We start from the raw sequence: 25,913 nt of genomic DNA on the forward strand, positions 1-25,913 counted from the left end.
TGACGCAAAAAAATGAACCATTTGCGTCATTTGTCTTTTTTTATCCTTTTTTGTGGTAGGCTTGAAAATGTGAGATAAGGGTTTCCGCATGACAAGGCTGTCTGGAGAGGATGATTCCTGGGACAGCCGAAGTGAAAACAGAGGCGGAAGTCGGGAATACAGAACGAGATAAAACACGCTGCGCGAGTTTTATCTCGCTATCGCGACGCTCGCCGCACACGAATACTTCGCATTCGGCTGCGGCTCACTGTTCGCGTAAATAAAAATTCAGGAGGCAGATCATGATCCGATACGATTTTAACAATGACTGGACGGTAAAACATCTGGGAAGCAGCGAAGAAGGGATAAAGGTCCGGCTCCCATATGACGCCATGCTTCGCGAGAAAAGATCCGGGGAGAGCGCGGGAATGCTTAATGTCGGCTGGTTTGCCGGAGGCGATTATGAATATGTTCATCGCTTCGAAGTGCCAGCGTCTTTTGAAGGAAGAAACGTGTTCCTCCTGTTTGAGGGAATCTACCGGAATGCTGAGATCTTCGTAAACGGATGCAAGGCGGTGTCGCGTCCGTACGGCTACACGCAGATCCAGACAGAAATATCAGCTTATCTGCATTATGGCGCCTCAAATGAAGTGCGGGTTGTGGCACATAATGCGGATCAGCCGAACAGCCGCTGGTACAGCGGCAGCGGAATTTACCGGCCGGTATGGATGTATGTCGGAGAGTCCGATTATATTCCGTTATATGGCCTGAAGGTTCGCACGGTGTCAGTGTGTGATTACAACAGCGAGCATACCTGCGGAAAAGCGCAGGTTGAGGTCCGTGTGCGGACCAGTGCCGCTGGTATGGTCAGTCTGCAAATGACGGATCCGGACGGAAAAAAAGCTGCATATGCAGAAGAGCAGTCCGCTGTGGTTTCTCCTGATGAAGAAGCTGTGTGTGGGGCTTCCGATGAAGCGGAAGAGTCAACGGCAGGAATTCACACAGAGAAAGACAGAAGGGCTGCGGAACATTTTGAGGCAGTATTCCACATTTCAATCGACCGGGCACGACTCTGGAATCCGGGGCGCCCGGAGCTTTACCGGTGCCGCGCAAGGTTTGCGGATGACACCAGTGAGGTGACCTTTGGAGTCCGCGAGCTTTCCTGGGACGCAGAGCACGGTATGCAGATGAATGGAAAACGGCTGCTTCTGAAGGGCTGCTGCATTCATTCTGACAATCAGCTGCTGGGCGCGGAAACTTATCCGGAAGCCGAAGAGCGGAGAGTAAGGATTCTGATGGAAAACGGCTACAACGCCATTCGCAGCGCGCACAATCCGTCTTCGGAATATCTGCTTGAGGCATGCGACAGGCTGGGAATGCTGATGATGGATGAATATGTGGACTGCTGGTATATCCACAAGACGCGATTTGATTATGCCGGAGAGATGACAAAATGGTATCGCGCAGATCTGCGTGATATGGTGGATAAAGATTACTGCCATCCGTCTGTAATTCTCTATTCTACAGGAAACGAGGTGGCGGAAACCGGCGAGAAGAGAGGCATTGCGCTGACCCGGGATATGACGGAATATCTTCACAGACTGGACGGCTCCCGCCCGGTCACCTGCGGCGTCAATATCTTCTTTAATCTGATGTATGCGATGGGCTTCGGCGTGTACAGCGATGAGAAGGCGGCAAAAGAGGCGGCCGCCGCAGAAAAGGCAGCAGAGCAGGGAAAGGAACGGAAGAAAAAGAAGACGGTCGGCAGCGAGTTCTACAATCAGATGGCGGGCCTTCTCGGTGACAAGACGATGAAGCTCGGCGCAACGCTTCACGGCTGCGATGTCAAGACGAGGGATGCGTTTGCCGCGATGGATGTTGCCGGCTACAATTACGGCATTTACCGCTACCGGCACGACCTGAAGAAGTATCCGGACCGGCTGATTCTCGGAAGTGAGACCTTCTGCAACGATGCGCATGATTTTATGAATCTGGCGAAAAAGAACCCGCGTATCGTCGGTGATTTTGTGTGGGCAGGCATGGATTACCTCGGCGAGGCGGGAATCGGTTCCTGGGAATACGAGGATTACGCACCCAAGGACGCGGATCCGGCGGGATGGATTTCCGCGGGAAGCGGCAGAGTGGACCTTACGGGAAAAGCAATCGGCGAGGCCAGCTGGACCCGGGTCGCCCTCGAGCAGGAGACCGGCCCGTTTATCGCCGTAAAGCCGGTCTATCAGAACGGCAGGCATACCCCCTCTGCATGGAAGATGTCGGATGCCATCGAAAGCTGGTCCTGGAGAGGCTGCACCGGAAAGAAGGCAGAGATCGAGGTGTACGCCAGGGCGGAGCGTGTGGAGCTTTTTCTGAACGACAGAAAGGTCGGAGCCGCAAGACTGCACGGGAACTGCATTGCCAGATTCAAGGTTCCGTATGAGGACGGAGTGCTTCGCGCCGTTGCCTATAACGGTGATGACAACCGCATCGGAACCTGCCGGTTGGAAAGCGCAAAGGAGGAAACGACTCTTCAGGTGATACCGGAAGCTGCCATGGAGCGGATTTCCGGCTGCGATACTCCGGATCTGACGGGAAAACGGCTCACCGCACAGGCCGGAAGGCTCTGCTATTTCCGCATTCGTTACACCGACAGGGACGGCATCTGGAAGCCGATGGAAAAGCACAGAGTGCATATCGAGGTGGAAAACGGGGAACTTAAGGCACTTGGGAATGCCTGCCCCTACAATCCGGAAGGGTATCTGCAGGATACAGTTTCCACGTATTACGGAGAAGCACTCGCGATTGTACGCGCCGGTGAGAGCGGCACACTGAGGCTGACCTGCAGAGATGAAGAGAGAAGCCGGGACCTGGAGATGGAAATCGTGTAAAAAGCCGAAGTGACGTGCAGGCGGCACAAACGCCGCGACAGGCAGACGAAGCCGGTCACATGCAGACCTGCTCCGTGCTGCGCAGTCCTGCATTTTTACTTACGCGAACAGTGAGCCGCAGCCGAATGCGAAGTATTCGTGTGCGGCGAGCGTCGCGATAGCGAGATAAAACTCGCACAGCGTGTTTTATCTCGTTCAACAGGTACGTGCGTTTTTGTACCGATTATGCTAAAAAATGAACCGTTCGCGCTAAAAAAGGATTTGGTTCCGTTTCTTCTTTATAATGAGAAGCATGGAACACAAATCCGCGCGGACGTTTTTTTATGTACAGGGAGGTAGAGAATGAAAAGGAAAAAATCAGCCAGAGCATGGCGGGGACTTACCGGCGTGTCGGCGACCGTAATGGCAATTCTGGTTGCCGGTTCAACCGTTGCAAACGCAAATGCAGCCTTTATCAATACGAGACTGGGAACCGCCAGTCAGAAGATGGTCGATTCTTCTACAGAAGACAGCATGTACTATGACTCCGAATTTTCATCGCTGGAGGATATGTACAATGCGAAGGTAAAGCTGGCCGAGGAGATCGCCGGCGAGGGAACTGTACTTTTCAAAAATGACAATGCGGCACTTCCGCTTGCAAAGAATGAAAAGATTACGCTCTGGGGCATGAATTCACATTATCCGACGCTGGGCGGCATGATTGGATCCTCAACAGCATCCGACACAAAGAACGGGCAGGTTCCGGTGGACCTGGAGCAGGCGTTCACCCAGAAGGGCTTCACGCTGAATCAGAACTTCATTGACCTGTATTCGAGCAAAGAGGCGTCTGAGTACATGAGAACCGGTTTCGGACAGCCCGGGCACGGCCTGATGCCGGCATTCACACCGACCTATGAGACACCGGCGGCTTATCCGGTCGGAGAGATTCCGGCCGATCTCTATACGGAGGATACGCTGAGCAGCGCCGATGATACGACGGCAGTTGTCGTGATCTCGAGAGACTCTTCCGAGGCTGCAGACTATGAGCCGGGGATGAAGAATGCCACAAAGGGCGACTCTTTTGAGCGTCCGCTTGCTCTGTCAGATTATGAGAAGTCCATGATAGATCTCGCAAAGAAGCACAGCACAAAGGTTGTAGTTCTTCTGAATGCGGACAATCCGATGGAAATTGATTCGCTGAAGAAGGATCCGGATATTGATTCGATCGTATGGGCGGGAGAACCCGGAATGTACGGATTCCTCGGAGTTGTAGATGCTCTGGACGGAGATGCAAATCCATCCGGAAAAATTACAGATACCTATGCGGTGAATTCGGTTTCCTCTCCTGCAATGCAGAATTTCGGGGTTTATACCTATACGAATGCATCCAACAACGGCGGCACGCTGACCGAGGACAATAAGGCAGACTGGTTCGCGGTTGAGACCGAGGGAATCTACGACGGCTATAAGTATTATGAAACCCGTTATGAGGATCAGATGCTCGGTCAGGGCAATGCGGATGATAAGGCGGGGTCTTCTACCGGAGATGCCTGGGATTATCAGAATGAGGTTTCATACCCCTTCGGATATGGACTGTCTTACACGACCTTTGAACAGAAACTGAACAGCGTGGACGTATCTCTGGGAGATCAGGGAAGCGCCTCCGTTACCGTTACCAATACCGGAAAGACTGCCGGCAAGGACGTGGTGGAACTCTATGTACAGACACCATACACAGAGGGAGGCCTGGAAAAATCAGCGATTCAGCTGGTCGGCTTTGCGAAGACGTCCGAGCTCGCGCCGGGGGCGTCGGAGGATGTGACAGTTTCCTTTGATCCGCAGTACATGGCGTCCTATGACGAAACCGCAAAGGACGGAAATGGCGCGTGGGTTCTGGATGCCGGGGATTATTATTTCTCCATCGGAAACGGGGCACATGAGGCGCTGAATAACGTGCTGGCGAAAAAGACAGGCTCCACCGGCAAGCTGGAGATGACGACGGATGATGAGAAGGCAAACCCGGACAATGCAATCGTCTGGAATCTTGACAAGCAGGATATCGATACCTATTCCAAAAACGTATCCAACCAGCTTCAGGACGCAGACATTAACAAGCAGATTCCGGACACGGCAGAGTATTCTACCAGAGCAGACTGGACAAAGGGATGGAAGACCGTGGATTCTCTGACACCGACCGATGAGATGATGATCGGACTGACAAACAGCAAATATGAGCTTACCGAGAACGGTGACGGCGAGAGCTGGGGAGAGGACAGCGGTCTGAAGCTTATCGATATGGTTACGATTAAGGATGGAAAAATTACCGGCGTAACCGACATTAATGATGAAAAATGGGATAAGCTGGTATCTGAGATCACGCTGGATGAGGCAATCCAGTTTATCGAAAAGGGTGGAGATGACAATGAGAATATTGATTCCATTCTCCTTCCAAGATCCGATCAGAACGACGGTCCTCTCGGCTTCACCTATGACCAGGTAGCCGGATATTATATTCGCTGGGACAAGAACAGCGACACCAACCACCCGACTTATACGACAGCGGAAGATAAAGACGGCACCTACGCGGATAATGTCATGCCGACAGAACCGGTTGTGGCTGCCACCTTTAATCAGGAGCTGGTTCACCGGGAAGGTGAGCTTCTTGGAGAGGGTGGCCTGTGGTCCAATGTTGCAGGAATCATTGCTCCAGGAATCAATCTTCACCGTGTGCCGTACAACGCGAGAAACCATGAGTATTATTCAGAGGATTCCGTGCTGACAGGAACTCTTGCGGTAAGCCTGTGCACAGGAATTCAGTCCAAGGGTATGTATGCGGAGCCGAAGCATCTGGCCGCAAACCATCAGGAAACAAACCGGTCCGGCATGTCTGTATTTTCCAATGAGCAGGGCATGCGCGAGAACGAGCTCAGAGGATTCCAGATGGTGCTGTCCACCAACAGTGCCGGAAATGTAATGACATCCTTTAACCGTCTGGGAACGGTTTTCGCAGGTGCAAACGAGAATCTGCTGATCAATATTCTGCGAAATGAGTGGGGATATGAAGGCGCGGTCGTAACCGATATGATCAATGGCGCCGATTACATGAACTGGAGGGATATCACCTTTGCAGGCGGCGGAAACTGCCTGACAACTTCTGCTTACGACACATCGAAAATCGGCACCATGGCAGCTTCAAAGGCACTCATCGCTAAGGATACTGCTTTCCAGAAGATGATGAAGACCAATATCAAGTACTGGCTGCACACACTGGCGGGAAGCCTCGTGATGAACGGAATTACGCACACCACCGTGCTGAAGCATGTAACTCCGTGGTGGCAGGCGGCGATCTATGGAGGAATTGCCCTGTTCGCGGCGCTGACGGTTCTCTTCGCCGTACTCTATGTTACCAAAGAACGCAAGCTCAAGGCTGTTCAGATCGTGGATGCATCCGGAGCAGACGCAGATGAGGAGGTAAAAAAATGAAAAACAGAGCAGCAGGATTTTACCTGACACTGGCTGCCGCCATCCTGGCGGTAGCATCCATCATCATGTATACACGCGCCATGTACAAGACGCCGACGGTATTTGTCACTCTGGCAGCAGTAGTGGTGATCGAGGCTGTGACAATCATTCTGAACCGGAGGGGGCTGAACAGCTGGCTTCCGCTGGTCGGAGCAGTGCTGATGGGTTTTGCGGCCGGATATTCGTTTAAGCCGATGGTCAATCAGATCGGCTATGTGATTGCCGGGCTGGATCAGATCGACACACTGATTCCGTTCATCATTTTTGCAGGAATTGCGATCGTCGGAATGCTGCTTTACCTGATTGCGGGGTTTTTGAAACAACAGAAGGATGAAAGATGAACAGACTGCGGAAGCGCAGCTGATCGGAAATGGAACGGCCGCTCAGAAAAGGGCGGCTGGTTTCAGGTTGAAATACCAGGTACGACTTTACGAAGCACCATCATGTTAAAATAATTGGTGTGTTAATTTTCTGAATGCTCTGCGAGTGGAAGCGGTCGAGGGAAAGGGGTGCAGATAAATGCTGAGGATTCGTTCATTTACCGTGCAGAATCTGGAAGAGGGATGTGTGACAGATTCCTCAAACCCTGCGTTTTGGTGGGAGCTTGAGAGTACCGGAAAGGATGTGAAACAGACCCGCGCGGAACTTACCGTCGGAGACTGGACGGTGAAGCTCGCTGGGGAAAACCGTGCAGTTTATCGCGGCGCAAGTCTCAGGTCTTTTACAAGATACCGGGCGGAGCTTTGTGTCACGGATAATCACGGAGAGAACGCATCGGCTGAGCTTTTCTTTGAGACGGGAAGAATGGGAGCACCCTGGATCGGAAGATGGATTACTGACGGCGCGTACCGTTTCACGGAGAAAAAGGCTTCTCCGGTCCCGATGCACTTCCGGAAATGTCTGAACCTTACGAAGAGAGTAAAAAGGGCGGTGCTGTACAGCACCGCTATGGGTATATATCAGTTCTATGCGGATGGAGAGAGAGTCGGCGGAGATTATTTCGCCCCGGGCTTCACGGCATATGGGAAGCAGCTTCAATACCAGACATATGATCTTACGGAGCAGTTTGAAAACTGTGGCACACACATTCTGACCGCGGTCGTCGGTGGCGGCTGGGCTGTCGGACGCTACACCTATAAAGAACGCTGCCGGATTTACGCGAACCGTCAGGCGCTTCTGGCTGAGGTCCGGATCTGGTTTGAGGATGGATCGGAGCAAGTGATCGGAACAGGATCCGACTGGGAGGTATCCATGAACGGACCGTTCCTCGCAGCGGAATTCTACAACGGCGAGTTCTTTGACGCAAGGCGCATGGCCATGCTCGGTCATGCTGCAGACAGAACAGACGCGGCAAATCAAACGGACGGATGGCATCCGGCGTGTGAGGAAAAACTGAGAATTCACCCGGACATAATCGCACAGTACGGAGACCCCGTGCGTGCGCATGAGGTTTTCCGCCCCGTAGCAGTCACCCGCTCGCCATCCGGAAAGATTATTTTTGATTTTGGACAGAATTTTGCGGGAGTAATCCGCATTCTTTTGAAAGGAAGTGCCGGGCAGAAGATTACCATCACCCATGCAGAAGTTCTGATGGACGGAGAATTGTACCGGGAGCCTCTTCGAAGTGCACGGCAGGAGGCTATTTATATTCTGAAGGACGGTGTGCAGGAGTACGCGCCGTCTCTCACTTATATGGGATTTCGGTATGCTGCCGTCGAAGGCGCGGAAATAATGGCGTTTTCTGACGCCGCGGATCAGGCTGCGGAAATCCGTTCATCTTCCTGTGCTGCGGCTATTGAAGCGTATCATCAGAGATCCTCCTTCACTTCAGCCGGCGAGGCGGAGAACCCTACGGCTTCTGAAGGTGACCTGCCTCAGATTCTGAGGGTGGAAGCAGTGGCGCTGTATTCCGACATCCGTGACAACGGAAGCTTTTCCTGCTCGAATCCGGATCTGAACCGTCTTCAGGAGAATATCCGGTGGGGCGCGAAGTCCAACTTTGTCGATATCCCGACGGATTGTCCGCAGAGAGATGAGCGGCTTGGCTGGACCGGCGATATCGCTCTTTTCTCACGGACTGCAGTATATAATTTTGATATGTCGCGCTTCCTTGGAAAATGGCTGCGGGATGTGAAGGCGGAGCAGAGATGGGGCGGCGGGATTCCGATGATTGTCCCCTTCGTCAAGGTGTACTGGCAGTGGGAGCTGGTCGTGACGATGGCGGTGGATCACTGGGGAGACGCCTGTATCCTGGTGCCCTGGGCAGAATATCTTTCCAGGGGGGATTTATCCACCCTTGAGGAGATGTATCCGGTCATGGTGAAATATATCGACGCCTGCCGTTTCTGGGCCGGACTTTTTTCCCTCGGGAAGAGACGGTATATCTGGAAGCTTCTGCATCATTACGGCGACTGGTGCGCACCGGGAGTTGACATGTGGACATGGATGCGCAGAGGTGAGTATACGGCGACGGCCTGCCTGTCGAACTCGGCGGCAATCATGAGCCGGATTTCCGAGGCTCTCGGGAAAAAGAAAAACGCACGCAGATACCGGAAGCTGCATGAGGATACGGCTGACGCGTACCGGAGTCTTCTCATGGATCCGGACGGAAGGGTCAGGGATGAATTCCAGACCGCATACGTACTCCCCTTGTATTACGGAATGCTGCAGGGAGAGGACCGGAAGAAGGCGGCGGAACATCTGGCACGGATGGTAAGAAAAAATGGTTATCATATCGGAACAGGTTTTCCGGGAACGCCATATGTGCTGTTTGCGCTGGCAGATAACGGATATCCGCAGGAGGCGTTCCGCATGCTTTTGAATGATACGTGTCCGTCATGGCTCTATGAGGTAAAGACCGGAGGAACAACCATCTGGGAGAGATGGGATGCACTTCGTGAGGACGGAAGCTGTAATACCGGGGAGGGTGACGGAACCGGAGGCATGGTGTCCTTCAACCACTACGCAAGCGGAGCGGTGGGAGATTTCTTTTACCGGAGAATCGCGGGGATCGAGCCGCTTGAGGCCGGGTACCGCAGATTCCGCATCCGTCCTCTGATCTGCCGTGATGAAGAAAATAATGGAAGGTTTTTCCTCACGCAGGCGAGAGGAAGCGTCAGAGGCGCGTACGGAGAAATTGTCAGTGACTGGAAAATTGTCGACGATACATTTGAAATTCATATCCGCGTTCCGGCTGGAACAACCTGCCGCGCAGAGCTTCCTGACGGAAGCTGCCATGAAGTGGGAAGCGGAAACTGGACCTACGCCGTAACGGTTGTCAAAGGAGAGGAAGGAGTACAGAGTGAAGATCACGAAAATTGCTGAAAAGTCTGCATTTCATACCCGGATAACGTCTTCTAATGTAAAAATTAAGGAGATGTTTTTCGGATATCTGGGAGCGCCGTTTCTGGCAATGATCTCAAATGCTGTTTTTGCGGCGTATCTGAATCGTTACTATGTTGATGTATTGGGATGGACAAAATTCGGTCTGTTCTCAGCGCTTCTTCCCATGGTTTCGGTGATATTTGTCATCGCGGGAAATCTCGTGGTGGGAAGTCTCATTGACCGGACGAGGACGGCAGCCGGAAAGGCGAGGCCGTATCTTCTGCTGTCGATCCCGCTTCTGGCGGCGGCGATTCTTCTTTTGTTTCTGACGCCGGTAAAGGGAAGCGGTCTGGCGCAGATTCTCTGGATTGCGGTGTCCTATAATCTCTATTACGCTGTAGCGTATCCCTGCTATTACACAGCGCACAACTCCATGGTATCTCTTTCTACCCGGAATTCTTCCCAGAGAGGCATTCTGGCCACTTTATCGAATGCGTCGACAGTCGGAGCTGCGGGTGTGGGCGGCAGCATACTTGTACCGATTCTCCTGCAGAGCTATATGTTTGTCACAGATGAGAACGGGCTGAATGTGGAGGCAAGCTACCTGCACTGGAGAGTGCTTGCAGTCTTTCTGGCCATCCTGACCGCGGTCGGAGTTCTGTTGGAATATTATTATACCCGTGAGAGGATCACAGAGGAAAGTCAGAATCTGAATCTTCAGGAGAAGAAAATCCCCACCAGAGAGCATATCCGTGCTTGTGTCCATGACCGGTACTGGTGGATGATGATTCTGTTTGTTCTGGTCTTTCAGATGGGTCAGGCATTCAAAAACGGATCTATGAGCTTTTTTGTCCGGTGGATGTTTGACGGTGTGATTCATTCCTCAAACCCGGAACAGATGTCCGGTACTCTGATGTCGACGCTGGGACTGGTGGGAGGAATTCCGACAGTAATCGGTATGTTCCTTGCGTGGCCGCTCGCAAATAAGCTTGGGAAGAAAAAATCAATTCTACTTGGTCTCATTTTTGCACTTGCCGGGGGCATGGTCGCGTTTCTCAATGTCAACAGCTTTGTGATCGTATGCATCGGCGTGATTCTGAAAGGAATTGGAATTATTCCGGCGCAGTATGTTCTTCTTGCGCTGCTCTCGGATGTACTTGATCACCTGGAGGCGAAAAACGGATTCCGGAGTGACGGATTTACCATGTCGATCTACAGCGCGGTTTTCGTCGGACTGGCAGGAATCTGCAACGGCGTTCTGAACGGTATGTTGGCTTCCTCCGGATATAATAACATCGGCATCGCAGCTGATCCGGCAAGCGGGAAGGCTATTCAGGATATTTCCTCATGGACCGGGCGGGTTGTATACCGACAGTCACTTGGAACAGAGCATGTGCTTGCGTTTCTGTATCTGGCGGTGGACATGATTACCTTCGCGGTCAGCATTTTCCTGATTCTCGGGCTCAATGTGGAGAAAAATCTGAAGAAAGAACAGGAGATGATTCTGGAGCATCAGAAACAGGCTGTTCTGGCCGAGGGCGGCGTCTGGGAGGATCCGTCCGTTAGAGAGAAGCGGGAGCAGGAGGAAGCGGACCGCAAGGCGGAACAGGACCGGATTGCAGAGCTGCAGGCATACTGCAAGAAGAAGGGCCTTGATTTCGAAGAAGAAAATCGGAAATATCTCGAAAAAGAGGCAAAGAAAAAGAACTCACTGATCGGAAAACTTCTGGGGTAAGGAAATTCTGACAGGTCAGAAATGGAGAGGTGCAGAGAAGATGAATGTAAAGAAAAGAAAGGTGGGCAGAGTGGTGCGGAACATTCTCCTTGCTGTGGTGATTGCGGCTGCCGTGATAATGGGAATCTGGCATAAGACAACGGCAGCAGTCTTCCATAATCTGACTCAGCCACATGTCCGTGTGCCTGACACGGATACATGGACGGGCGGTGAGTCTTATTTGAAGATTCCATATAGTTCGGTTTCTGATTCGGATTATGTTGACCTTTATGTTCCTTCTGATGTGAAAAATCCTCCGTTGCTGATTCTGGTCCACGGGGGCGGTTTTGTCACAAATGACAGCCAGTCAAAGCAGGCGGTGTTGATGTACCGGTATTTCCGGGATCATGGATATGCGTGCGCCTCGGTCAACTACAGACTGGCAGAGGAAGCTCCTTTCCCCGGGGCAGTTGAGGATGTGAAGGCGTGTATCCGGTTTCTTCAGGCAAACGCCGGGACCTATGGATATGATTCCGGGCGGATGGCCATATTCGGTGAATCCGCAGGAGGCTACCTGGCAATTGCCGCAGCCATGACGAATGATGAGGAGTTTAACAGCCTGCCATATATCGGAGAAAGCAGCGGGGAATCAGACGGCTGTTCCGATGATGGAAGCAGCGGCAAACAAGAGGAAGGACAGAGCTCTGCTGCGGGCGGAGATTCCGTACCGGCAGAAGGTGTCAATCCGGCGATCCGGGTTTTGATCGACTATTATGGAGATGTTGATTTCACGAGCCTGGATGCTCAGTGGAAAGAGATCGGTTATTCTTCTCTCGTGCGCTCGATTGCCAATGGATGGATTCAGAAAAATCTTCCGGAGGGCTACACCGATATCCACAGCTACTGGCTCCGCAAGGATATTTCGAAGCTGAGTAAAGACGAGCTGGCGCCGATGCTTCTGAATAATTACATTGACGAAAACCTACGTCCGGATTCCGATCTGTCCGTCTACATTTCCCATGGAGATGCAGATCTCACGGTACCGGTCACACAGTCTCAGAATCTGTATTCGAAAGTATCCGGCATCATCGGTACCGGGCGGACAAAGCTGAATATCGTAAAAAATGCGGGCCATGCAGGAGACGGGATGTACTCGGATCGGGAACTGGAGAAGATGGACCGCTTTATACAGGCACACATGTAGAAACGGGTGGCCTTTTGCAGAGCGAGGCTGTCCGTTCGCATGCCGGAGACGGACTGCACACCCGCAGACGGGAAATATACGGCAGTGACTATGCATCGGCGATATATGCATATGCCATGTTAAACTGCTGAAGCTGGATCTGGAATGACCAGAGGAAGAAAAGCCTGCAGGAATAACCGGAGGAGAAAAATGGAGAAGACGACACAGAACAATCCGTTTCACGGGGTGAATCTGGGAAACTGGCTGGTGCTGGAGAAGTGGATGTCTCCGGAGATGTTTGACGGAACGGATGCGGAGGATGAGACATGGCTGAACCGGGAGGCGTCCTGGGGGATTATTCCGGAGAATTCGTTCTGGGCGAAACTTCCTGCTGATGATCCGGGATATCAGACGGGGCAGATGCCCAGAGAGAAGCTGGACCAGCGCATGAAGTATCACAGGGAGACCTATGTGCAGGAGAAGGATTTTAAATGGCTACACAATCATGGAATCACCCATGTGCGCATACCGGTGCCGTTTTTTATCTTTGGGGATCGTAAACCCTATAAAGGCTGTCTGGAATACCTGGACCGTGCATTTGTGTGGGCCCAAAAGTGGAAGATCAAAATTCTGATTGATCTTCACACGGCCTGCGGGGGACAGAACGGTTACGATAACGGAGGCATTACAGGCGTATGCAAATGGCACAAGAATCCGGAAGAGGTGGAGTTTGTGCTGCATGTTCTGGAGAGGCTGGCGAAGAGATACGCGGAGGAAAGCGCACTCTACGGACTGGAGGTCTTGAACGAGCCCATCAGCCGCCTGGTATACCTGACGGCGCCTTCCACAGGGAAGGCCAGGGATCTTGAGGAGGCGGAGGGCTCCGGTCATGTACCTACCATTTTTCTGAAGGATTTTTACCGGAGGGCGTACCACAGAATCCGCAGATATCTGCCGGAATCCAAAACGATTGTCTTTCATGACGGGTTCCGGCTGAATGTGTGGGGAGACTATTTTGTCCGCCACAAGATGAAAAACGTCTGTCTCGACACGCATATGTATGTTTTTGCCATGGAGAACTTTTTTCCGGTGCATAAGCCCTGGGTATATCGTACCTACCTGGCGATCAACAAACAGAGAATCCGGCTGGCGCAGAGGTATACGCCGGTTATTGTGGGAGAATGGTGTGTCACGAATGAATATGCCTTCGGGATTCGAAGGGATTTCACCAGAGGGGCACTTTCCGGAATGGCGACCTCTCCGGACGCAAGGAGGTACCAGATCAATGTTCCGCTTCCTGAGCGGGAGAAACGAAAGCGGTTTCTGCGTCTTGCCCGTGCCGAGCTTCGCACCTGGGAAGAGACAGAGGGGTGGTTTTACTGGAATTATCAGCTTCTGCGGGACCGGAGAAAAAAGACAGACGAATATTTTAAGGAGGCCTGGGATTTCGCGCGGTGCATGGAACGCGGATGGCTCCCGGCTGCATTGGAGAGTGAATAACGGCCGGCGATCACGGATATCCGATACACTGAAAACAGGGCCGTCAACGCGGGACTGTACTGGAGATGGAATAATTGTCGGCGATCCCTGACATGAAGAAATTGATTTTTTGTCAACAATGAATGAAAGGACTTTATTTATGAAACACGCGGATATTGTCAATCGGATGACGGCGGAGGAGAAGGCCGCATTTCTTTCGGGGAAAAGTGAATGGGAGTCCTGGAATTTTGAACGGCTCGGAATTCCGTCGATCTTTATGTCGGACGGACCGAGCGGAATCCGCAAGCAGGCCGGCGAGGGCGACCACCTTGGTTTGAATCCCTCGGTTCCTGCGACGTGTTTTCCGTCGTCAGCGACTCTCTGCAACAGCTGGGACGCGTCCCTGACAGAAGAGGTCGGCGAGGGACTGGGAAGGGAAGCCATGGCGGAGGGAGTCAACGTGCTTCTGGGACCGGGCATGAATATCAAGCGGAATCCGCTTTGCGGACGTAATTTCGAATATTTTTCCGAGGATCCGTATCTGACGGGGAAGCTGGCAGCGGCAGAAGTGCGGGGAATTCAGTCCCGGGGCGTGGCTGCCTGCTGCAAGCATTTTGCGGTGAATTCGCAGGAGACCCGGCGGATGGCCATGAATGCGGTTATCGATGAAAGGACACTTCGGGAGATTTACCTGACTGCGTTTGAAATCGCGGTGAAGGAGAGCCACCCGAGGGCGATGATGTCCAGCTACAACGAGGTGAACGGAGTATACGCGAACGAAAACCGTCACCTGCTGACAGATATTCTGCGGAAGGAATGGGGGTTTGACGGTTTTGTTGTGACCGACTGGGGCGCAAGCAATGATCATGTTCTTGGTGTGAAGAACGGCTCAAACCTGGAGATGCCGAATCCGGGACTTGATTCGGCCAGAGAACTCCTGGCTGCGGTAAAATCCGGAAGAATTTCACAGGAAGAGGTGGATCATAGAGTCGATGAGCTGTTGGATGTGGTGCTGGAGCTGACCGCTGAGGCGAAAAAGGTCTGTCAGAATCATGATGATCATGACGGTTCTGTGCAAGCTTCCTGTTTGGATAAAGACGCGATACACCGTGAAAACCACCAGCTTGCTCGGAAAGCAGCGGCGGAAAGTATGGTTCTTCTGAAGAACGAGGATCAGATTCTTCCATTAAAGAGCGGGACAAGGGTCGCCATCATCGGAGATTTTGCATTTGAACCGCGCTATCAGGGCGCCGGTTCCTCGATGGTGAATGCGACGAAGGTAGAAAACATCCGGGATCTCGCAGGCGGCTATGATCTTCAGGTTGTGGGCACGGCAAGAGGATACCGGAGGGATGGGAGTGAGGATGCAACCCTGATCGGGGAAGCGGTTTCCCTGGCGAAACAGGCAGATGTTGTGTTGCTCTTCTTTGGCCTGAATGAGCAGTCCGAGTCTGAGGGCCTTGACCGCACACATCTTCGCATTCCGCAGAACCAGATCACTCTGATGCGCGAGATTCAGGAAGCAAACCGGAACACAGTCGGAATTATCAGTGCGGGATCAGTCATTGAGATGCCCTGGCACAGCCTTTTCAAGGGGCTTCTTCACGCGTATTTACCGGGACAGGCTGGCGCGAGTGCAATGCTTGACGTGCTCACCGGCGCGGTAAACCCATCCGGACACCTCGGAGAAACCATTTTGAATAAATATGAGGATACACCGTCGTATTCGTATTATCCTGCTCTTGAGCGGAATTCTGAATATCGAGAGAGCGTATTTGTGGGATACCGGTATTTTGAGACCGCAGATGTTCCTGTGCTCTTCCCGTTCGGGTATGGACTTTCCTATACCACCTTCGAATATTCCGCTCTGCAGGTAGAAGAATCGGGAATCCGGTTCACGCTGAAAAATACCGGCACCCGTGACGGCGCCGAGGTTGTGCAGATGTATGTGGGAATGAAAGATTCCGCTCTTTTCCGACCGGTCCGTGAGCTGAAGGGATTTGCTAAAATCTTTCTAAAGGCCGGAGAAGAAAAGAAGGTGAGTATCCCGTTTGATGACAAGACCTTCCGTGTGTGGAACCGCATGACGGACCGCTGGGAAATCGAAGGCGGAACCTATCTGATATCTGTCGGTTCCAGCTGTCAGGATCTTCGACTGACATGTTCGGTGGAAAAGCAGGGGGATCTGGAGCGGATTCCCTATGACAGGGAGAAATGCGGCTGCTATTACAAGGCGGACATCCGAAGAGTCTCTGATGAGGCGTATGAAGAGATACTGGGGTATCCGGTTCCTTCCGGCTCCTGGAACCAGAAAAGCCTCGGCATCAACGATGCCCTGTGCCAGATGTATTACGCGAAGAGTCCCATCGCCAGAAAGATATATAAGGTTCTGGACAGGAAACTGAAAAAATCGCAGGCAGAGGGAGGTGTCCCGGATCTGAATACGATGTTCCAGTATAACATGCCGTTCCGCGCAATTGCGAAGATGACCGGCGGCCTGGTCTCGATGGAAATGGTAAATTGTATGGTAGACATGGTGAACGGCCATTTCTTTCGGGGAATGGGAGGCGTGATCGGCGGATTTTTCCGGAACAGGAAAGAAAATAAGCAATATCTCCGGAAATTAAAATGAAATTGAAACAAATATGAAATTGATATGAAATCGATAGGAACAGACAAAGGCAGGTTCGTGACGGACCTGCTTTTCTGGCATTTTCAAAGAGAAATATATATTGATTTCCAGACTTCCGGATGGTATTTTGTGATTCAGGACAATCTCTCTGGCGTCACCAGATGGGAAATCGTGCGTGAAGGAAGTGGATCAAATGGATAATGAAAAAGTATTTGCCATGAAATTTTCCAAGGTATACCCGCTGCTCGTGGCGAAAGCTGAGCGTAAAGGCAGAACAAGGCAAGAAGTGGATGAAATCATCTGCTGGCTGACAGGATATGGAGAAGGAGAGCTGCAGGAGCAGTTGAAAAAAGAAGTCGATTACCGGACATTTTTTGAAGAGGCTCCGCAGATGAATCCGAATTGCCATCTGATTACAGGCAGTGTGTGCGGAATCAAGGTCCAGGAAATCAAAGATCCGTTAATGCAGAAGATCCGGTATCTGGACAAGCTGGTTGATGAGCTGGCAAAAGGCAAGGCAATGGAAAAAATAATGCGATGATGGAAAACATCAAAGAAAAATACCTGTCCGCCGGAGAAATGCTCCTTGAACGGACAGGTATTTTTTTGATTTACGCGAACAGTGAGCCGCAGCCGAATGCGAAGTATTCGTGTGCGGCGAGCGTCGCGATAGCGAGATAAAACTCGCGCAGCGTGTTTTATCTCGTTCAATCAGGTGACGAAGAACTGCAATTGATAAATGATTTAGTCAGCTGACGAAGAGACATCATTGATGAAAGATCCAGTCAGGCGACGAAGAGCAGCAATTTATCCGGTCAGGCGACGAAGAGCAGCAATTTATCCGGTCAGGCGACGAGGTATACGATCACAGCTGCGATAGTGCTTGTAAGTCCGACGAGTGCCTCATACGCGATCAACTTCATGCGGTCCGGGATCTGCATGTTCACGGCACCGCCGGTTGCATGGAAGAAGGATCCGTGTGGCAGGGAATCGATGACTGTTGCTCCGGCATGAATCATAGCGCCGGCAGAGACGGCCGGTATTCCGCTGGAGATGAGTACCTTGGAGAAGGTCTGCGCGGCAACGGTAGCGCCTGCCGTGGTGGAGGCTGTAGCGCCTGCCATGAGGATACCGGCGATCGGTGCAAGCAGGAAGGCGGGCATGTGGAAGAAGTTCAGTACATTCACGACATCTGCCTGAAGAGCGGATGCCTTGATAATGCCGGCAATCGTACCTGTACCGAGAAGCAGTATGGAGACACCGGTTACCTTATCCAGTCCAAAGGAGGAAAATTCGCCGAATTTTTTTACAGTGCCTGTCGCAAACGCGCAGACGAGTCCACCGACCGGAAGAGCGATCATCGGGTCTATCGTAATTCCTGCCTGACGAAGCGCGAGCAACACAATTACGGTGAGCGGACCGGCAATTGCCTGCGCAAAGGAGGGCAGGCTGCGGGAATCGGCCGATTCAAGATCCGAATCTGTTACCGGAAGGCCGTTCTTTCCGGCAAGAATTCCGGACAGAATGACCGTTACAATCAGGGCACAGATCGCCGGAATGATGTTTCTCGTGATCAGAGAGGTCAGATTGATCTTAAAAGCCTCTGAAACCGCGATGGTATTCGGGTTCGGGGAAATGATGTTGCCGGCCTTTCCGCCTCCGATCATCGCCAGGAGCAGTGACTGCTTGTTGTATCCGGCTTCCTCACCGATCGCGAGCGCAATCGGGGCAACGGTGATTACGGAAATGTCAATAAATACGCCGACCGCGCAGATGATCATCGTGGCCAGGGCTACCGCAAAGAGCGCTCTGCGGCTTCCAAGCTTCCGGACGATGACCTGTGCGATTTTTTCTGCGGATCCGGTCCGGATGAGCGCGCCGGCGAGAATGCCGGAGGTCATGATCCGGAGAACGGAGGTAATCATGCTCCCCGCCCCGGTCATCATGGAGTCTACGGTAACACCCAGATTTCCGCCGGAGCCGATCAGTCCGCCGACCAGAGCGCCGATGATCAGGCTGTAGGCCGGATGGAATTTCCGGATGATGAGAAAAATTGCGAGCGCCATTCCGATCAGCGCCCCTGCAGTTGAAAATGTGTATGTCATTGCCTTGCCTCCTTATATGGTATCCGTTGGGATGGTCAGAAAGTTTTATATGCAGCAGCGGGATACTTAAGCATCTCCCGTTCTGCGTCCGGGAGAGTGCTTGCAAATCCTACAGGTCTTATGAGTTGGTTCTGATGCTTCGGGTTTAGCGGTGATATCCGGAGGATTACCTCTTCGCTAGCTGCAGTTTTATTAGGCGTGCCGCCTGTTCGGCCGCCGCAGCCATATTTTTTTTGGCGTTCTCAGGTTCACAGGCTTCTTCCAGGGTCGTGACACCGCGTACGATCGGGAAGAAGGCATCGATGCCGCATTCGTTGCAGGCGCATGCGTCGTCTGTGACGCTTCCGGCAAAGGCGATGACGGGTTTCCCATGTGCTTTGGCAAGATTTGCGACTCCGACCGGCACCTTGCCCATGGCAGTCTGGGCATCGAGCCTGCCTTCGCCGGTAATGATCAGATCCGCGTCCGCGAGGTATGATTCGAGACGGGTCTCCTCAAGAACAATCCGGATGCCGGACTGAAGCTCGGCGGGCAGAAAAGTGCGGAAGGCAAAGCCCATACCGCCGGCAGCTCCGGTTCCTGGAAAATCCGGATCAGCGTCCGGATGAAGGACTTTGGAAATTTCGGCATACCGGGCGAGCCAGCGATCCATATTCCGGATATCCTCCGGACGTGCTCCCTTCTGCGGGCCGAAGACGGCACTGCATCCGTTGCTGCCGCACAGCGGATTTGTGACATCGCAGGCGATGCGGAAGGTGCATTCTGCCAGCTCGGGGAGTACATGCTCCTCCGTTATCGCAGCAAGCTCCATGAGTCCCCGGGCGCCGCGTGAAATCTCTCTGCCATCGCTGTCCATAAGTCCGAATCCGAGGGCCTGAAGCATGCCGGCGCCGCCGTCATTCGTCGCGCTTCCTCCGATTCCGATGATAAAGCGACGGCAGCCTTTTCGAATGGCATCCGCAATCACCTCGCCGACGCCGTATGTGGTTGCCGAAAGCGGGTTAAGTTCTTCGGCCGGGACCAGAGTGATGCCCGCGGCTCCGCTCATTTCGATCACCGCAGTCATGGAATCACGGATGATCCCATAGGAACAGTCAACCGGTTCTCCGAAGGGTCCGGTGACCGTGACATGCTCAAGGTGTCCGTTCATTCCCTTTGTCAGAGCCTCAACTGTTCCCTCTCCGCCGTCCGCAAGCGGCCGCACGGCAATTTCCGCGTCGGGATACACCCGATGAAAGCCCTCCGCAAAAGCATTTCCCGCTTCGATCGAAGTCATGCTTCCCTTGAATGAATCTATGGCGGTCACAATTTTCATATCAATACTCCTTTCCCCTGTTCATAAATTTCCGAAGGTAATTCGTCTGTGTTGTGTATCTGTCCCCGGACTTCTCCGATCGCCTTCGGAACCTCCGGGCTGCTGTTCCGCACTTGTTTTATAAGCTGATTATAGAAAAAAGTATCCGGGTATGCTATGTTATAGATAACATAAATTTAACGACAAAATGTGATTATGTATCAGGTTTAACAGATCCGATCTTATAAACCTGATCTGGCAGGCCGGATCTAACAAACGCTATCTGGCAGGCCGGATCTAACAAACGCTATCTGGCAAGCCGGATCTAACAAACGCTATCTGGCAGACCGGATCTAGCAAACGCTATCTGACAGACCCAATCTGGCAGACGTGATTTACAGACATGAAAAAAGGAAAAAGAGGAGAAAGCTGAGAACATGAAGAGTCTGATACGGCACCGTCTGGCGCAGCAGATGGTGGATACCATACATGATGTGTGCGGATACAACATTAATTTTATCAGTCCGGAGGGGAAAATCACCGCGTCGACGGATCCGGAGCGTATCGGTATGTTCCACGAAATTGGAAGAAAAGCTGCAGAGAGTGGAGAGACCATAGAGGTGGACAGCAACGAGGATTATTCGGGTACAAGAAAGGGAATCAATATTCCGATCTATTATCATAACTCTGTAATCGCGGTGATCGGCATTACAGCAGAGCCCTCCGAGGCCCGGAAGTACGCGCATCTTGCGGAAAGGATCTCGGCGCTTCTCCTGCATGAGCAGGAAATCGGAGAGATGTACCGGAGTACAGATGAGCGGCGCGCCTATCTGATCCGCTGTATTCAAAATGAGGATTTCGAAAACCGCGCTTATTTTGACAGCTGCCTGAAGGAGTTTCATGTAGACCCGAAGGGCAGATACCGCATGCTGTGTATTGAGATAAATACTCGTTATAATCTGGTGAACATCTCTCTTCTGGAGCAGAAGGTAAGAGCTTTTTTCAACCGGATCGGGGAAGAAGTCTACACCTATATCTACCCGAACCGGTTCGCCGGACTCATACGGTCGGAGTCGTACAAGAATTATCAGTCAGTATTCCGCCGTTTCGCATCGGATCATCATCAGATCCTTCAGATGGGGGTCGGCAGTGACAAGAGCTTTGAAAAGTGCGGCGATTCCTGGCGGGATGCAGTCATCGCCATTAGCTCAATACGCGGGACCGGGAAGGATCTCGTCGCGTTTGATGATCTGAAGCTGGAGATTCTTCTTTCAGGGATGAGTGATGCGGTGAGAGAGGAATACAGAACGAAAGTGCTGGGAGGGTTGAAGCCCTCGGAGGTTGACTTTCTGAAGACTTACTATGATTCGGACATGTCCCTGAAGGCGGCAGCGGAGAAGCTTTTCCTGCACGTCAACACCGTTCAGCAGAGGCTGAACCGGATTGCCGGGAAGACCGGAATGAACCCCAGGAATTTCCGGGATGCGGTTTTGTTCTGGCTGGCGATGCATGTCTGAAGCAGGCGAATGGGCGGCTATGAATACAGATTCTGTTCTGGCGCTGGCGATGCATGTCTGAAGCAGGCGAATGGGCGGCTATGAATACAGATTCTGTTCTGGCGCTGGCGATGCATGTCTGAGGCAGGCGAACGGCCGGTCCTATATACGGATTCTGTTCTGGCTGGCGATGCATGTCTGAAAGAGGCAGATACCGGTGATGATGAATGCGAATACGAACACTCAGGAAGCGGAACTGCCTGTGGGCTCGGAGGACGCCGGGGTCTTTAACGTTGCGGCGTAGATGGCCCAGGGGATGGAGTCTTTGATCTCGATGCACCGGATATTCTCCTGCCGGATTTCGGAGGCATGAAGGTTTACATCGATGCCGATGCCGTGCTGTCTGGATACGAACAGATAAATTAGTGAGCTCTCCATTGTACGGATGGAGATCTGCGGCACAAAGCCGAGCTCCTGACATTTGGTGACGATGGAGTGAAAAATACTGAATTTTTCGTTGAGTGTAATCAACTTCTCTTCCTGCAGATCCACGAATGACAGTACATCTCTATCATACAGCGGATGCCCCTGTGGAACGACGGCACAGAGTCTCGTCTCGAAGATTTTCTGCTCATGCACCATGGGGGAGCGAAAATGATCGACTACATAGGCGGTGTCGATTTTGCCGCCCAGGAGCAGATCTTTGATGTTCTGATTGAAATCCTCTGTCCATTCCACGCTCTCTGATCCGATCAGCTTCTGATTCAGAGTCCGCAGCGCGGGGACGGATTGAAGAGCGCGGATGACGCCGCAGGCAAAACCGACCCGGAGAGAGCGGCGGGAGAAATCCATTCGCTTCATCTCCATTTCAAGATCCTGCAGCCGGTACAGAAGCTCCCGGCTGTGCTTGTACAGGTAGTCTCCGCTCTTGGTGGGAATGAGCCCTGCCGATGACCGGCGAAAGAGAACCACGCCGAGCTCATCCTCCAGACGGTTCAGATTTTTTCCCATACCCTGCGGGGAAATATAAAAACGTTCGGAAGCCTTGTTCAAACTTCCGGTTTCATAGCAGGCACAGAAATAACGAAGCGTTTTTGTATCCATTCCCTGAGTATGCCTCCTTCTTACATGATGTCCATTCCCTGAGCATGTTTCCTTCTTTCATGATGCCCATTTCCTGGGTGCGTCTCATTCTTGTATGACGGGATCTGTCTTTCTGCATTATACCCCAGATAAGGATGAGTTTATACTTTTTCAGACAAAAACCATACAATCATTATGAAGGGATGAAAAAAATAGTTTCTACTCGTATGAGTCTGGTTGATGGCGGAAGCCGGTAAGACGATGTAAGATTAATTTAGTTAATTTGTTAACGATATCGCGCCATCAATCTGAAATGAGTGTACAGGAGGATGTTATGAGAACCAGAAAATACCCGAATCTCTGCAAACCAATCACGATCGGCAGAACTACCTTTCGCAACCGTATGTTTTCCGCACCTATGGGTGGAACGGATATCACGAATGACGGCTGCATCGGACCAAAATCCACGGCTTTTTATGAGCTGCGTTCCAAGGGAGGTGCAGCGGCGGTCACGGTAAGTGAGTGCATGGTTCACCCACAGACGGACGGATCGCACGCCTATCATCTCGATGAGTCTATTCTGAACTCCCTGGCCTGCGCAACCTATACGGCGGATGCAATCCGCAGGCATGGCGGGATTCCGAGTCTGGAACTGTCGCACTCCGGTATGTTTGCCGGCACCTACATGACAGACAAGAAGAAGCAGCACGATCTGCATCAGTGGGGACCCTCCGATACCGTTCGCGGAGACGGCGTGCAGGTGAAGGCTCTGACAAAAGAAATGATTGAAGATATTGTGGCGGCGTACGGGCATGTAGCAGGACTGGCAAAGCGTGCGGGTTTTGAAATGATCATGATTCACGGCGGGCACGGCTGGCTGATCAATCAGTTTCTGTCTCCCCTGTTCAATCATCGGACAGATGAATATGGCGGGTCACTGGAAAACCGCACCCGGTTTGCTGTGGAGGTTCTTCAGTCGGTGAGAGAGGCGGTAGGTCCGTTCTTCCCTGTTGAATTTCGAATGAGCGGCGCTGAGTTCACGGAGGGCGGATATGGCCTCGATGAAGGTGTCCGTATTGCACAGGCGATCGAGCCCTATGCGGATATCATACACGTGTCGGCCGGCACCTATCAGAAGACGTTCGGCATCACGCATCCGTCAATGTTCGAGGACCACGGACGCAACGTGTATCTGGCGGCAGAGATCCGGAAGCATGTGCATAAGCCGGTAGCTACGATCGGAGGCCTGAACGACCCGGCGCAAATGGAGGAGATCATTGCTTCGGGAAAAGCGGATATCGTGTATATGGGACGCGCCCTTCTGGCCGATCCCTTCCTTCCGAGAAAAATCAACGAGGGCAGAGAGGATGAGATCGTGCGGTGTCTGCGCTGCTTTACGTGTATGGCGGAGCGCGCGGCCACATCTACCAGACGCTGTACGGTCAACCCGCTGATCGGAAGAGAACTGGAAGGGGATGAGATCCAGCCCGCACCGGTAAAGAAAAAGGTTCTTGTGGCAGGCGGCGGCCCGGGCGGTCTGTATGCGGCTTATACCGCTGCAAGACGGGGGCATCAGGTGGTGCTCTGCGAGAAGGAAAAAGAAGTCGGTGGCATTCTGAAATCCGAACAGGCGCTTTCCTTCAAGTATGAGATGTATCAGCTCTCCGGAACATACCGGCTGCTCTGCGAGAAGGCGGGTGTTGAGATTCGTACCGGTGTCGAGGTGACACCGGAATATGTCGACAGCGAGGCACCGGACGCGCTGATCATTGCGGTCGGCTCCACACCTCTCGTACCTCCGATTCCGGGGCTGCGCGGGGAAAATGGAGCAAACGTCATTGTGGTCAACAACTATTATCTGGAAAAAGAGCGCTGCACGGATCATGTCGTCGTATTCGGCGGCGGACTCGCGGGCTGTGAATGTGCCGTTCATCTCGGACAGGAGGGAAAGCATGTCGAGATCGTTGAGATGCGGGATATGCTCGCGCCGGACGCAAACGTCCGCCACCGTCCTCTGCTGATGGCACAGATTGATAAATATTGTACGGTCCATACCGGTTACAAGGGACTCGAGGTTACAAAAGAGGGAATTCTATGCGAGACAAAGGACGGAGAGAAGGTTCTGGTTCCCGGTGACACCGTGATCTGCGCGCTCGGCCAGAGATCCCGGACTGACGTTGTGGAGTCCCTGATGGATACCGCTCCCTTCGTCCGTGTAATCGGCGATGCGTCCAGAGTATCTACCATTACAAACGCGGTGTACTGGGGATATCATGCGGCACTCGACATCTGACGCAGGATAGCCGGAAAAGAAACAGGTATAGAAACAGGCAAAAAAACAGATTTTGCGGCAAAACACCACTTCCGAAGAAAACGCCGCCGCTGTCAGGCAGTTTCGCCGTGCCACCCAGGTATTGCGTGAGGAAAACGTCTATCCCCAGGACGATGTGTCGGAGTTTATCCGGGATGCAGAGGTTTCCGGCGTCCGTGTGGAAATAAACGGCGAGCTTCCGACGGAGGCGAAGCTGCTCAAAGTCCTTCTTGCGGTCATGCGGGAAACCTGTATCAACGCCGTCCGTCATGCGGATGCAACGGCTATGTACGTGGTATCGGAGCAGACAGAAGCCGCCGCCGAGCTGAGAGAGCAGTTCCCGGAGCTCAAAATCATTATCGTCACCTCCATGCCGGAGGAGAGCTTTATCAAGCGGGCAAAAGAGGTTGGAGCGGACAGCTTCTGGAACAAGGAAGTAAGCCCCGAGGAGCTGATCACCGTGATGGACGCCACCATGCAGGGCAAGCATATGTGGCCGGGCGAAACGCCCATTGTCAAGCTGGGCGTTACCACCAACACTGATTTTACGGAAACGGAGATCAAGGTTCTGCGTATGGTTTGTGAGGGGCTGGAATACAGCGAGATTGCCGAGGAGCTGCACTATACCAAAGATAATGTGAAGTATCACATCCGCAATATTCTGCAAAAGACAGGCTATGCAAACAAAACCCAGCTTGCCATTGCCGTGACAGGCAAACGCTTCATCATTCCCAAGCTCTTCGATGAGCAGGACGGTTCAGAGGAAAACCCCCATCGTTTTATAATTTCATTTGACTGTACAACCCGGTTTCAGATTTGAAACCGGGTCTTTTTTTTGAAAAAGATGCAAAAGTTTACCCACATGGGTAGGGATAATAAAAAACCGGTTCGGCATAATATAGGTGAACATAGGGTTACTGCGCCTTT

General features: G+C 52.4%; 17 protein-coding genes. 14 read left to right on the top strand and 3 right to left on the bottom strand.

Features of this window, described 5'->3' with window-relative positions:
• The first annotated feature begins 281 nt into the window (after positions 1 to 281).
• From ACTQ3A_RS04390 to ACTQ3A_RS04440, 11 genes are all read left to right on the top strand, one after another.
• Positions 282 to 2,864, top strand: coding sequence for a glycoside hydrolase family 2 TIM barrel-domain containing protein (locus ACTQ3A_RS04390; protein WP_441098801.1), 2,583 nt, complete (start codon positions 282 to 284; stop codon positions 2,862 to 2,864).
• A 342-nt stretch (positions 2,865 to 3,206) separates the two neighbouring features.
• Positions 3,207 to 6,326, top strand: a complete 3,120-nt coding sequence (locus ACTQ3A_RS04395) for a glycoside hydrolase family 3 C-terminal domain-containing protein (RefSeq protein ID WP_441098800.1) — start codon at positions 3,207 to 3,209, stop codon at positions 6,324 to 6,326.
• Complete coding sequence (locus tag ACTQ3A_RS04400) at positions 6,323 to 6,706, top strand: hypothetical protein (protein ID WP_441098799.1); 384 nt, start codon at positions 6,323 to 6,325, stop codon at positions 6,704 to 6,706. Before ACTQ3A_RS04395 ends, ACTQ3A_RS04400 begins: the two co-directional genes overlap by 4 nt.
• A gap of 178 nt (positions 6,707 to 6,884) precedes the next feature.
• Positions 6,885 to 9,689, top strand: a complete 2,805-nt coding sequence (locus tag ACTQ3A_RS04405; RefSeq protein ID WP_441098798.1) for a family 78 glycoside hydrolase catalytic domain — start codon at positions 6,885 to 6,887, stop codon at positions 9,687 to 9,689.
• The gene (locus tag ACTQ3A_RS04410; RefSeq protein ID WP_441098797.1) at positions 9,667 to 11,424 is read left to right on the top strand and encodes an MFS transporter; all 1,758 of its coding nucleotides are present in this window, start codon (positions 9,667 to 9,669) and stop codon (positions 11,422 to 11,424) included. Before ACTQ3A_RS04405 ends, ACTQ3A_RS04410 begins: the two co-directional genes overlap by 23 nt.
• A 40-nt stretch (positions 11,425 to 11,464) precedes the next feature.
• Positions 11,465 to 12,607 (top strand): alpha/beta hydrolase fold domain-containing protein, encoded by a 1,143-nt coding sequence (locus tag ACTQ3A_RS04415; RefSeq protein ID WP_441098796.1) that lies wholly within the window; start codon positions 11,465 to 11,467, stop codon positions 12,605 to 12,607.
• Between the two features lie 189 nt (positions 12,608 to 12,796).
• Positions 12,797 to 14,086, top strand: a complete 1,290-nt coding sequence (locus tag ACTQ3A_RS04420) for a glycoside hydrolase family 5 protein (protein WP_441494155.1) — start codon at positions 12,797 to 12,799, stop codon at positions 14,084 to 14,086.
• A 139-nt stretch (positions 14,087 to 14,225) separates the two neighbouring features.
• Positions 14,226 to 16,697, top strand: a complete 2,472-nt coding sequence (locus tag ACTQ3A_RS04425) for a glycoside hydrolase family 3 C-terminal domain-containing protein (protein WP_441098794.1) — start codon at positions 14,226 to 14,228, stop codon at positions 16,695 to 16,697.
• A gap of 24 nt (positions 16,698 to 16,721) precedes the next feature.
• A complete protein-coding gene (locus ACTQ3A_RS04430) occupies positions 16,722 to 16,898 on the top strand; it encodes a hypothetical protein (protein WP_441494156.1) in 177 nt (58 codons plus the stop codon).
• On the top strand, positions 16,891 to 17,238 hold the full coding sequence (locus tag ACTQ3A_RS04435; RefSeq protein WP_441098793.1) for a DUF2200 domain-containing protein: 348 nt from the start codon (positions 16,891 to 16,893) through the stop codon (positions 17,236 to 17,238). Before ACTQ3A_RS04430 ends, ACTQ3A_RS04435 begins: the two co-directional genes overlap by 8 nt.
• Positions 17,238 to 17,378, top strand: a complete 141-nt coding sequence (locus tag ACTQ3A_RS04440; RefSeq protein ID WP_441495252.1) for a hypothetical protein — start codon at positions 17,238 to 17,240, stop codon at positions 17,376 to 17,378. Before ACTQ3A_RS04435 ends, ACTQ3A_RS04440 begins: the two co-directional genes overlap by 1 nt.
• Before the next feature lie 164 nt (positions 17,379 to 17,542).
• Here the strand turns inward: ACTQ3A_RS04440 and ACTQ3A_RS04445 are convergent, their stop codons facing one another.
• Together ACTQ3A_RS04445 and ACTQ3A_RS04450 are read right to left on the bottom strand one after the other, a co-directional pair.
• Complete coding sequence (locus tag ACTQ3A_RS04445) at positions 17,543 to 18,802, bottom strand: GntP family permease (RefSeq protein WP_441098792.1); 1,260 nt, start codon at positions 18,800 to 18,802, stop codon at positions 17,543 to 17,545.
• A gap of 166 nt (positions 18,803 to 18,968) precedes the next feature.
• Positions 18,969 to 20,117: a glycerate kinase gene (locus ACTQ3A_RS04450; RefSeq protein ID WP_441098791.1), complete on the bottom strand. Its 1,149-nt coding sequence runs from the start codon at positions 20,115 to 20,117 to the stop codon at positions 18,969 to 18,971.
• Positions 20,118 to 20,533: 416 nt separating this feature from the next.
• On the opposite strand from ACTQ3A_RS04450, the gene ACTQ3A_RS04455 reads away from it, so the two are divergent.
• Positions 20,534 to 21,613, top strand: a complete 1,080-nt coding sequence (locus tag ACTQ3A_RS04455) for a CdaR family transcriptional regulator (RefSeq protein ID WP_441098790.1) — start codon at positions 20,534 to 20,536, stop codon at positions 21,611 to 21,613.
• Positions 21,614 to 21,835: 222 nt separating this feature from the next.
• Here ACTQ3A_RS04455 and ACTQ3A_RS04460 read toward each other — a convergent pair whose 3' ends face one another.
• Positions 21,836 to 22,696 (bottom strand): LysR family transcriptional regulator, encoded by an 861-nt coding sequence (locus ACTQ3A_RS04460; protein WP_441098789.1) that lies wholly within the window; start codon positions 22,694 to 22,696, stop codon positions 21,836 to 21,838.
• Positions 22,697 to 23,009: 313 nt separating this feature from the next.
• Between ACTQ3A_RS04460 and ACTQ3A_RS04465 the strand changes: the two genes are divergently transcribed.
• Both ACTQ3A_RS04465 and ACTQ3A_RS04470 read left to right on the top strand, forming a co-directional pair.
• A complete protein-coding gene (locus tag ACTQ3A_RS04465) occupies positions 23,010 to 24,968 on the top strand; it encodes an oxidoreductase (RefSeq protein WP_441494157.1) in 1,959 nt (652 codons plus the stop codon).
• 52 nt (positions 24,969 to 25,020) lie between these two features.
• On the top strand, positions 25,021 to 25,806 hold the full coding sequence (locus ACTQ3A_RS04470; RefSeq protein WP_441494158.1) for a LuxR C-terminal-related transcriptional regulator: 786 nt from the start codon (positions 25,021 to 25,023) through the stop codon (positions 25,804 to 25,806).
• Positions 25,807 to 25,913 lie beyond the last annotated feature (107 nt).

Source organism: Bilifractor sp. LCP21S3_F8, from assembly GCF_052117805.1.
Classification (GTDB): Bacteria; Bacillota; Clostridia; order Lachnospirales; family Lachnospiraceae; genus Bilifractor.

Coding starts and splice junctions, on each gene's coding strand:
- ACTQ3A_RS04430 (WP_441494156.1), top strand. CDS start 16,722: ATGAAATCGATAGGAACAGACAAAGGCAGGTTCGTGACGGACCTGCTT.
- ACTQ3A_RS04465 (WP_441494157.1), top strand. CDS start 23,010: ATGAGAACCAGAAAATACCCGAATCTCTGCAAACCAATCACGATCGGC.
- ACTQ3A_RS04450 (WP_441098791.1), bottom strand. CDS start 20,117: ATGAAAATTGTGACCGCCATAGATTCATTCAAGGGAAGCATGACTTCG.
- ACTQ3A_RS04415 (WP_441098796.1), top strand. CDS start 11,465: ATGAATGTAAAGAAAAGAAAGGTGGGCAGAGTGGTGCGGAACATTCTC.
- ACTQ3A_RS04390 (WP_441098801.1), top strand. CDS start 282: ATGATCCGATACGATTTTAACAATGACTGGACGGTAAAACATCTGGGA.
- ACTQ3A_RS04435 (WP_441098793.1), top strand. CDS start 16,891: ATGGATAATGAAAAAGTATTTGCCATGAAATTTTCCAAGGTATACCCG.
- ACTQ3A_RS04445 (WP_441098792.1), bottom strand. CDS start 18,802: ATGACATACACATTTTCAACTGCAGGGGCGCTGATCGGAATGGCGCTC.
- ACTQ3A_RS04405 (WP_441098798.1), top strand. CDS start 6,885: ATGCTGAGGATTCGTTCATTTACCGTGCAGAATCTGGAAGAGGGATGT.
- ACTQ3A_RS04440 (WP_441495252.1), top strand. CDS start 17,238: ATGGAAAACATCAAAGAAAAATACCTGTCCGCCGGAGAAATGCTCCTT.
- ACTQ3A_RS04400 (WP_441098799.1), top strand. CDS start 6,323: ATGAAAAACAGAGCAGCAGGATTTTACCTGACACTGGCTGCCGCCATC.
- ACTQ3A_RS04420 (WP_441494155.1), top strand. CDS start 12,797: ATGGAGAAGACGACACAGAACAATCCGTTTCACGGGGTGAATCTGGGA.
- ACTQ3A_RS04460 (WP_441098789.1), bottom strand. CDS start 22,696: ATGGATACAAAAACGCTTCGTTATTTCTGTGCCTGCTATGAAACCGGA.
- ACTQ3A_RS04425 (WP_441098794.1), top strand. CDS start 14,226: ATGAAACACGCGGATATTGTCAATCGGATGACGGCGGAGGAGAAGGCC.
- ACTQ3A_RS04395 (WP_441098800.1), top strand. CDS start 3,207: ATGAAAAGGAAAAAATCAGCCAGAGCATGGCGGGGACTTACCGGCGTG.
- ACTQ3A_RS04455 (WP_441098790.1), top strand. CDS start 20,534: ATGAAGAGTCTGATACGGCACCGTCTGGCGCAGCAGATGGTGGATACC.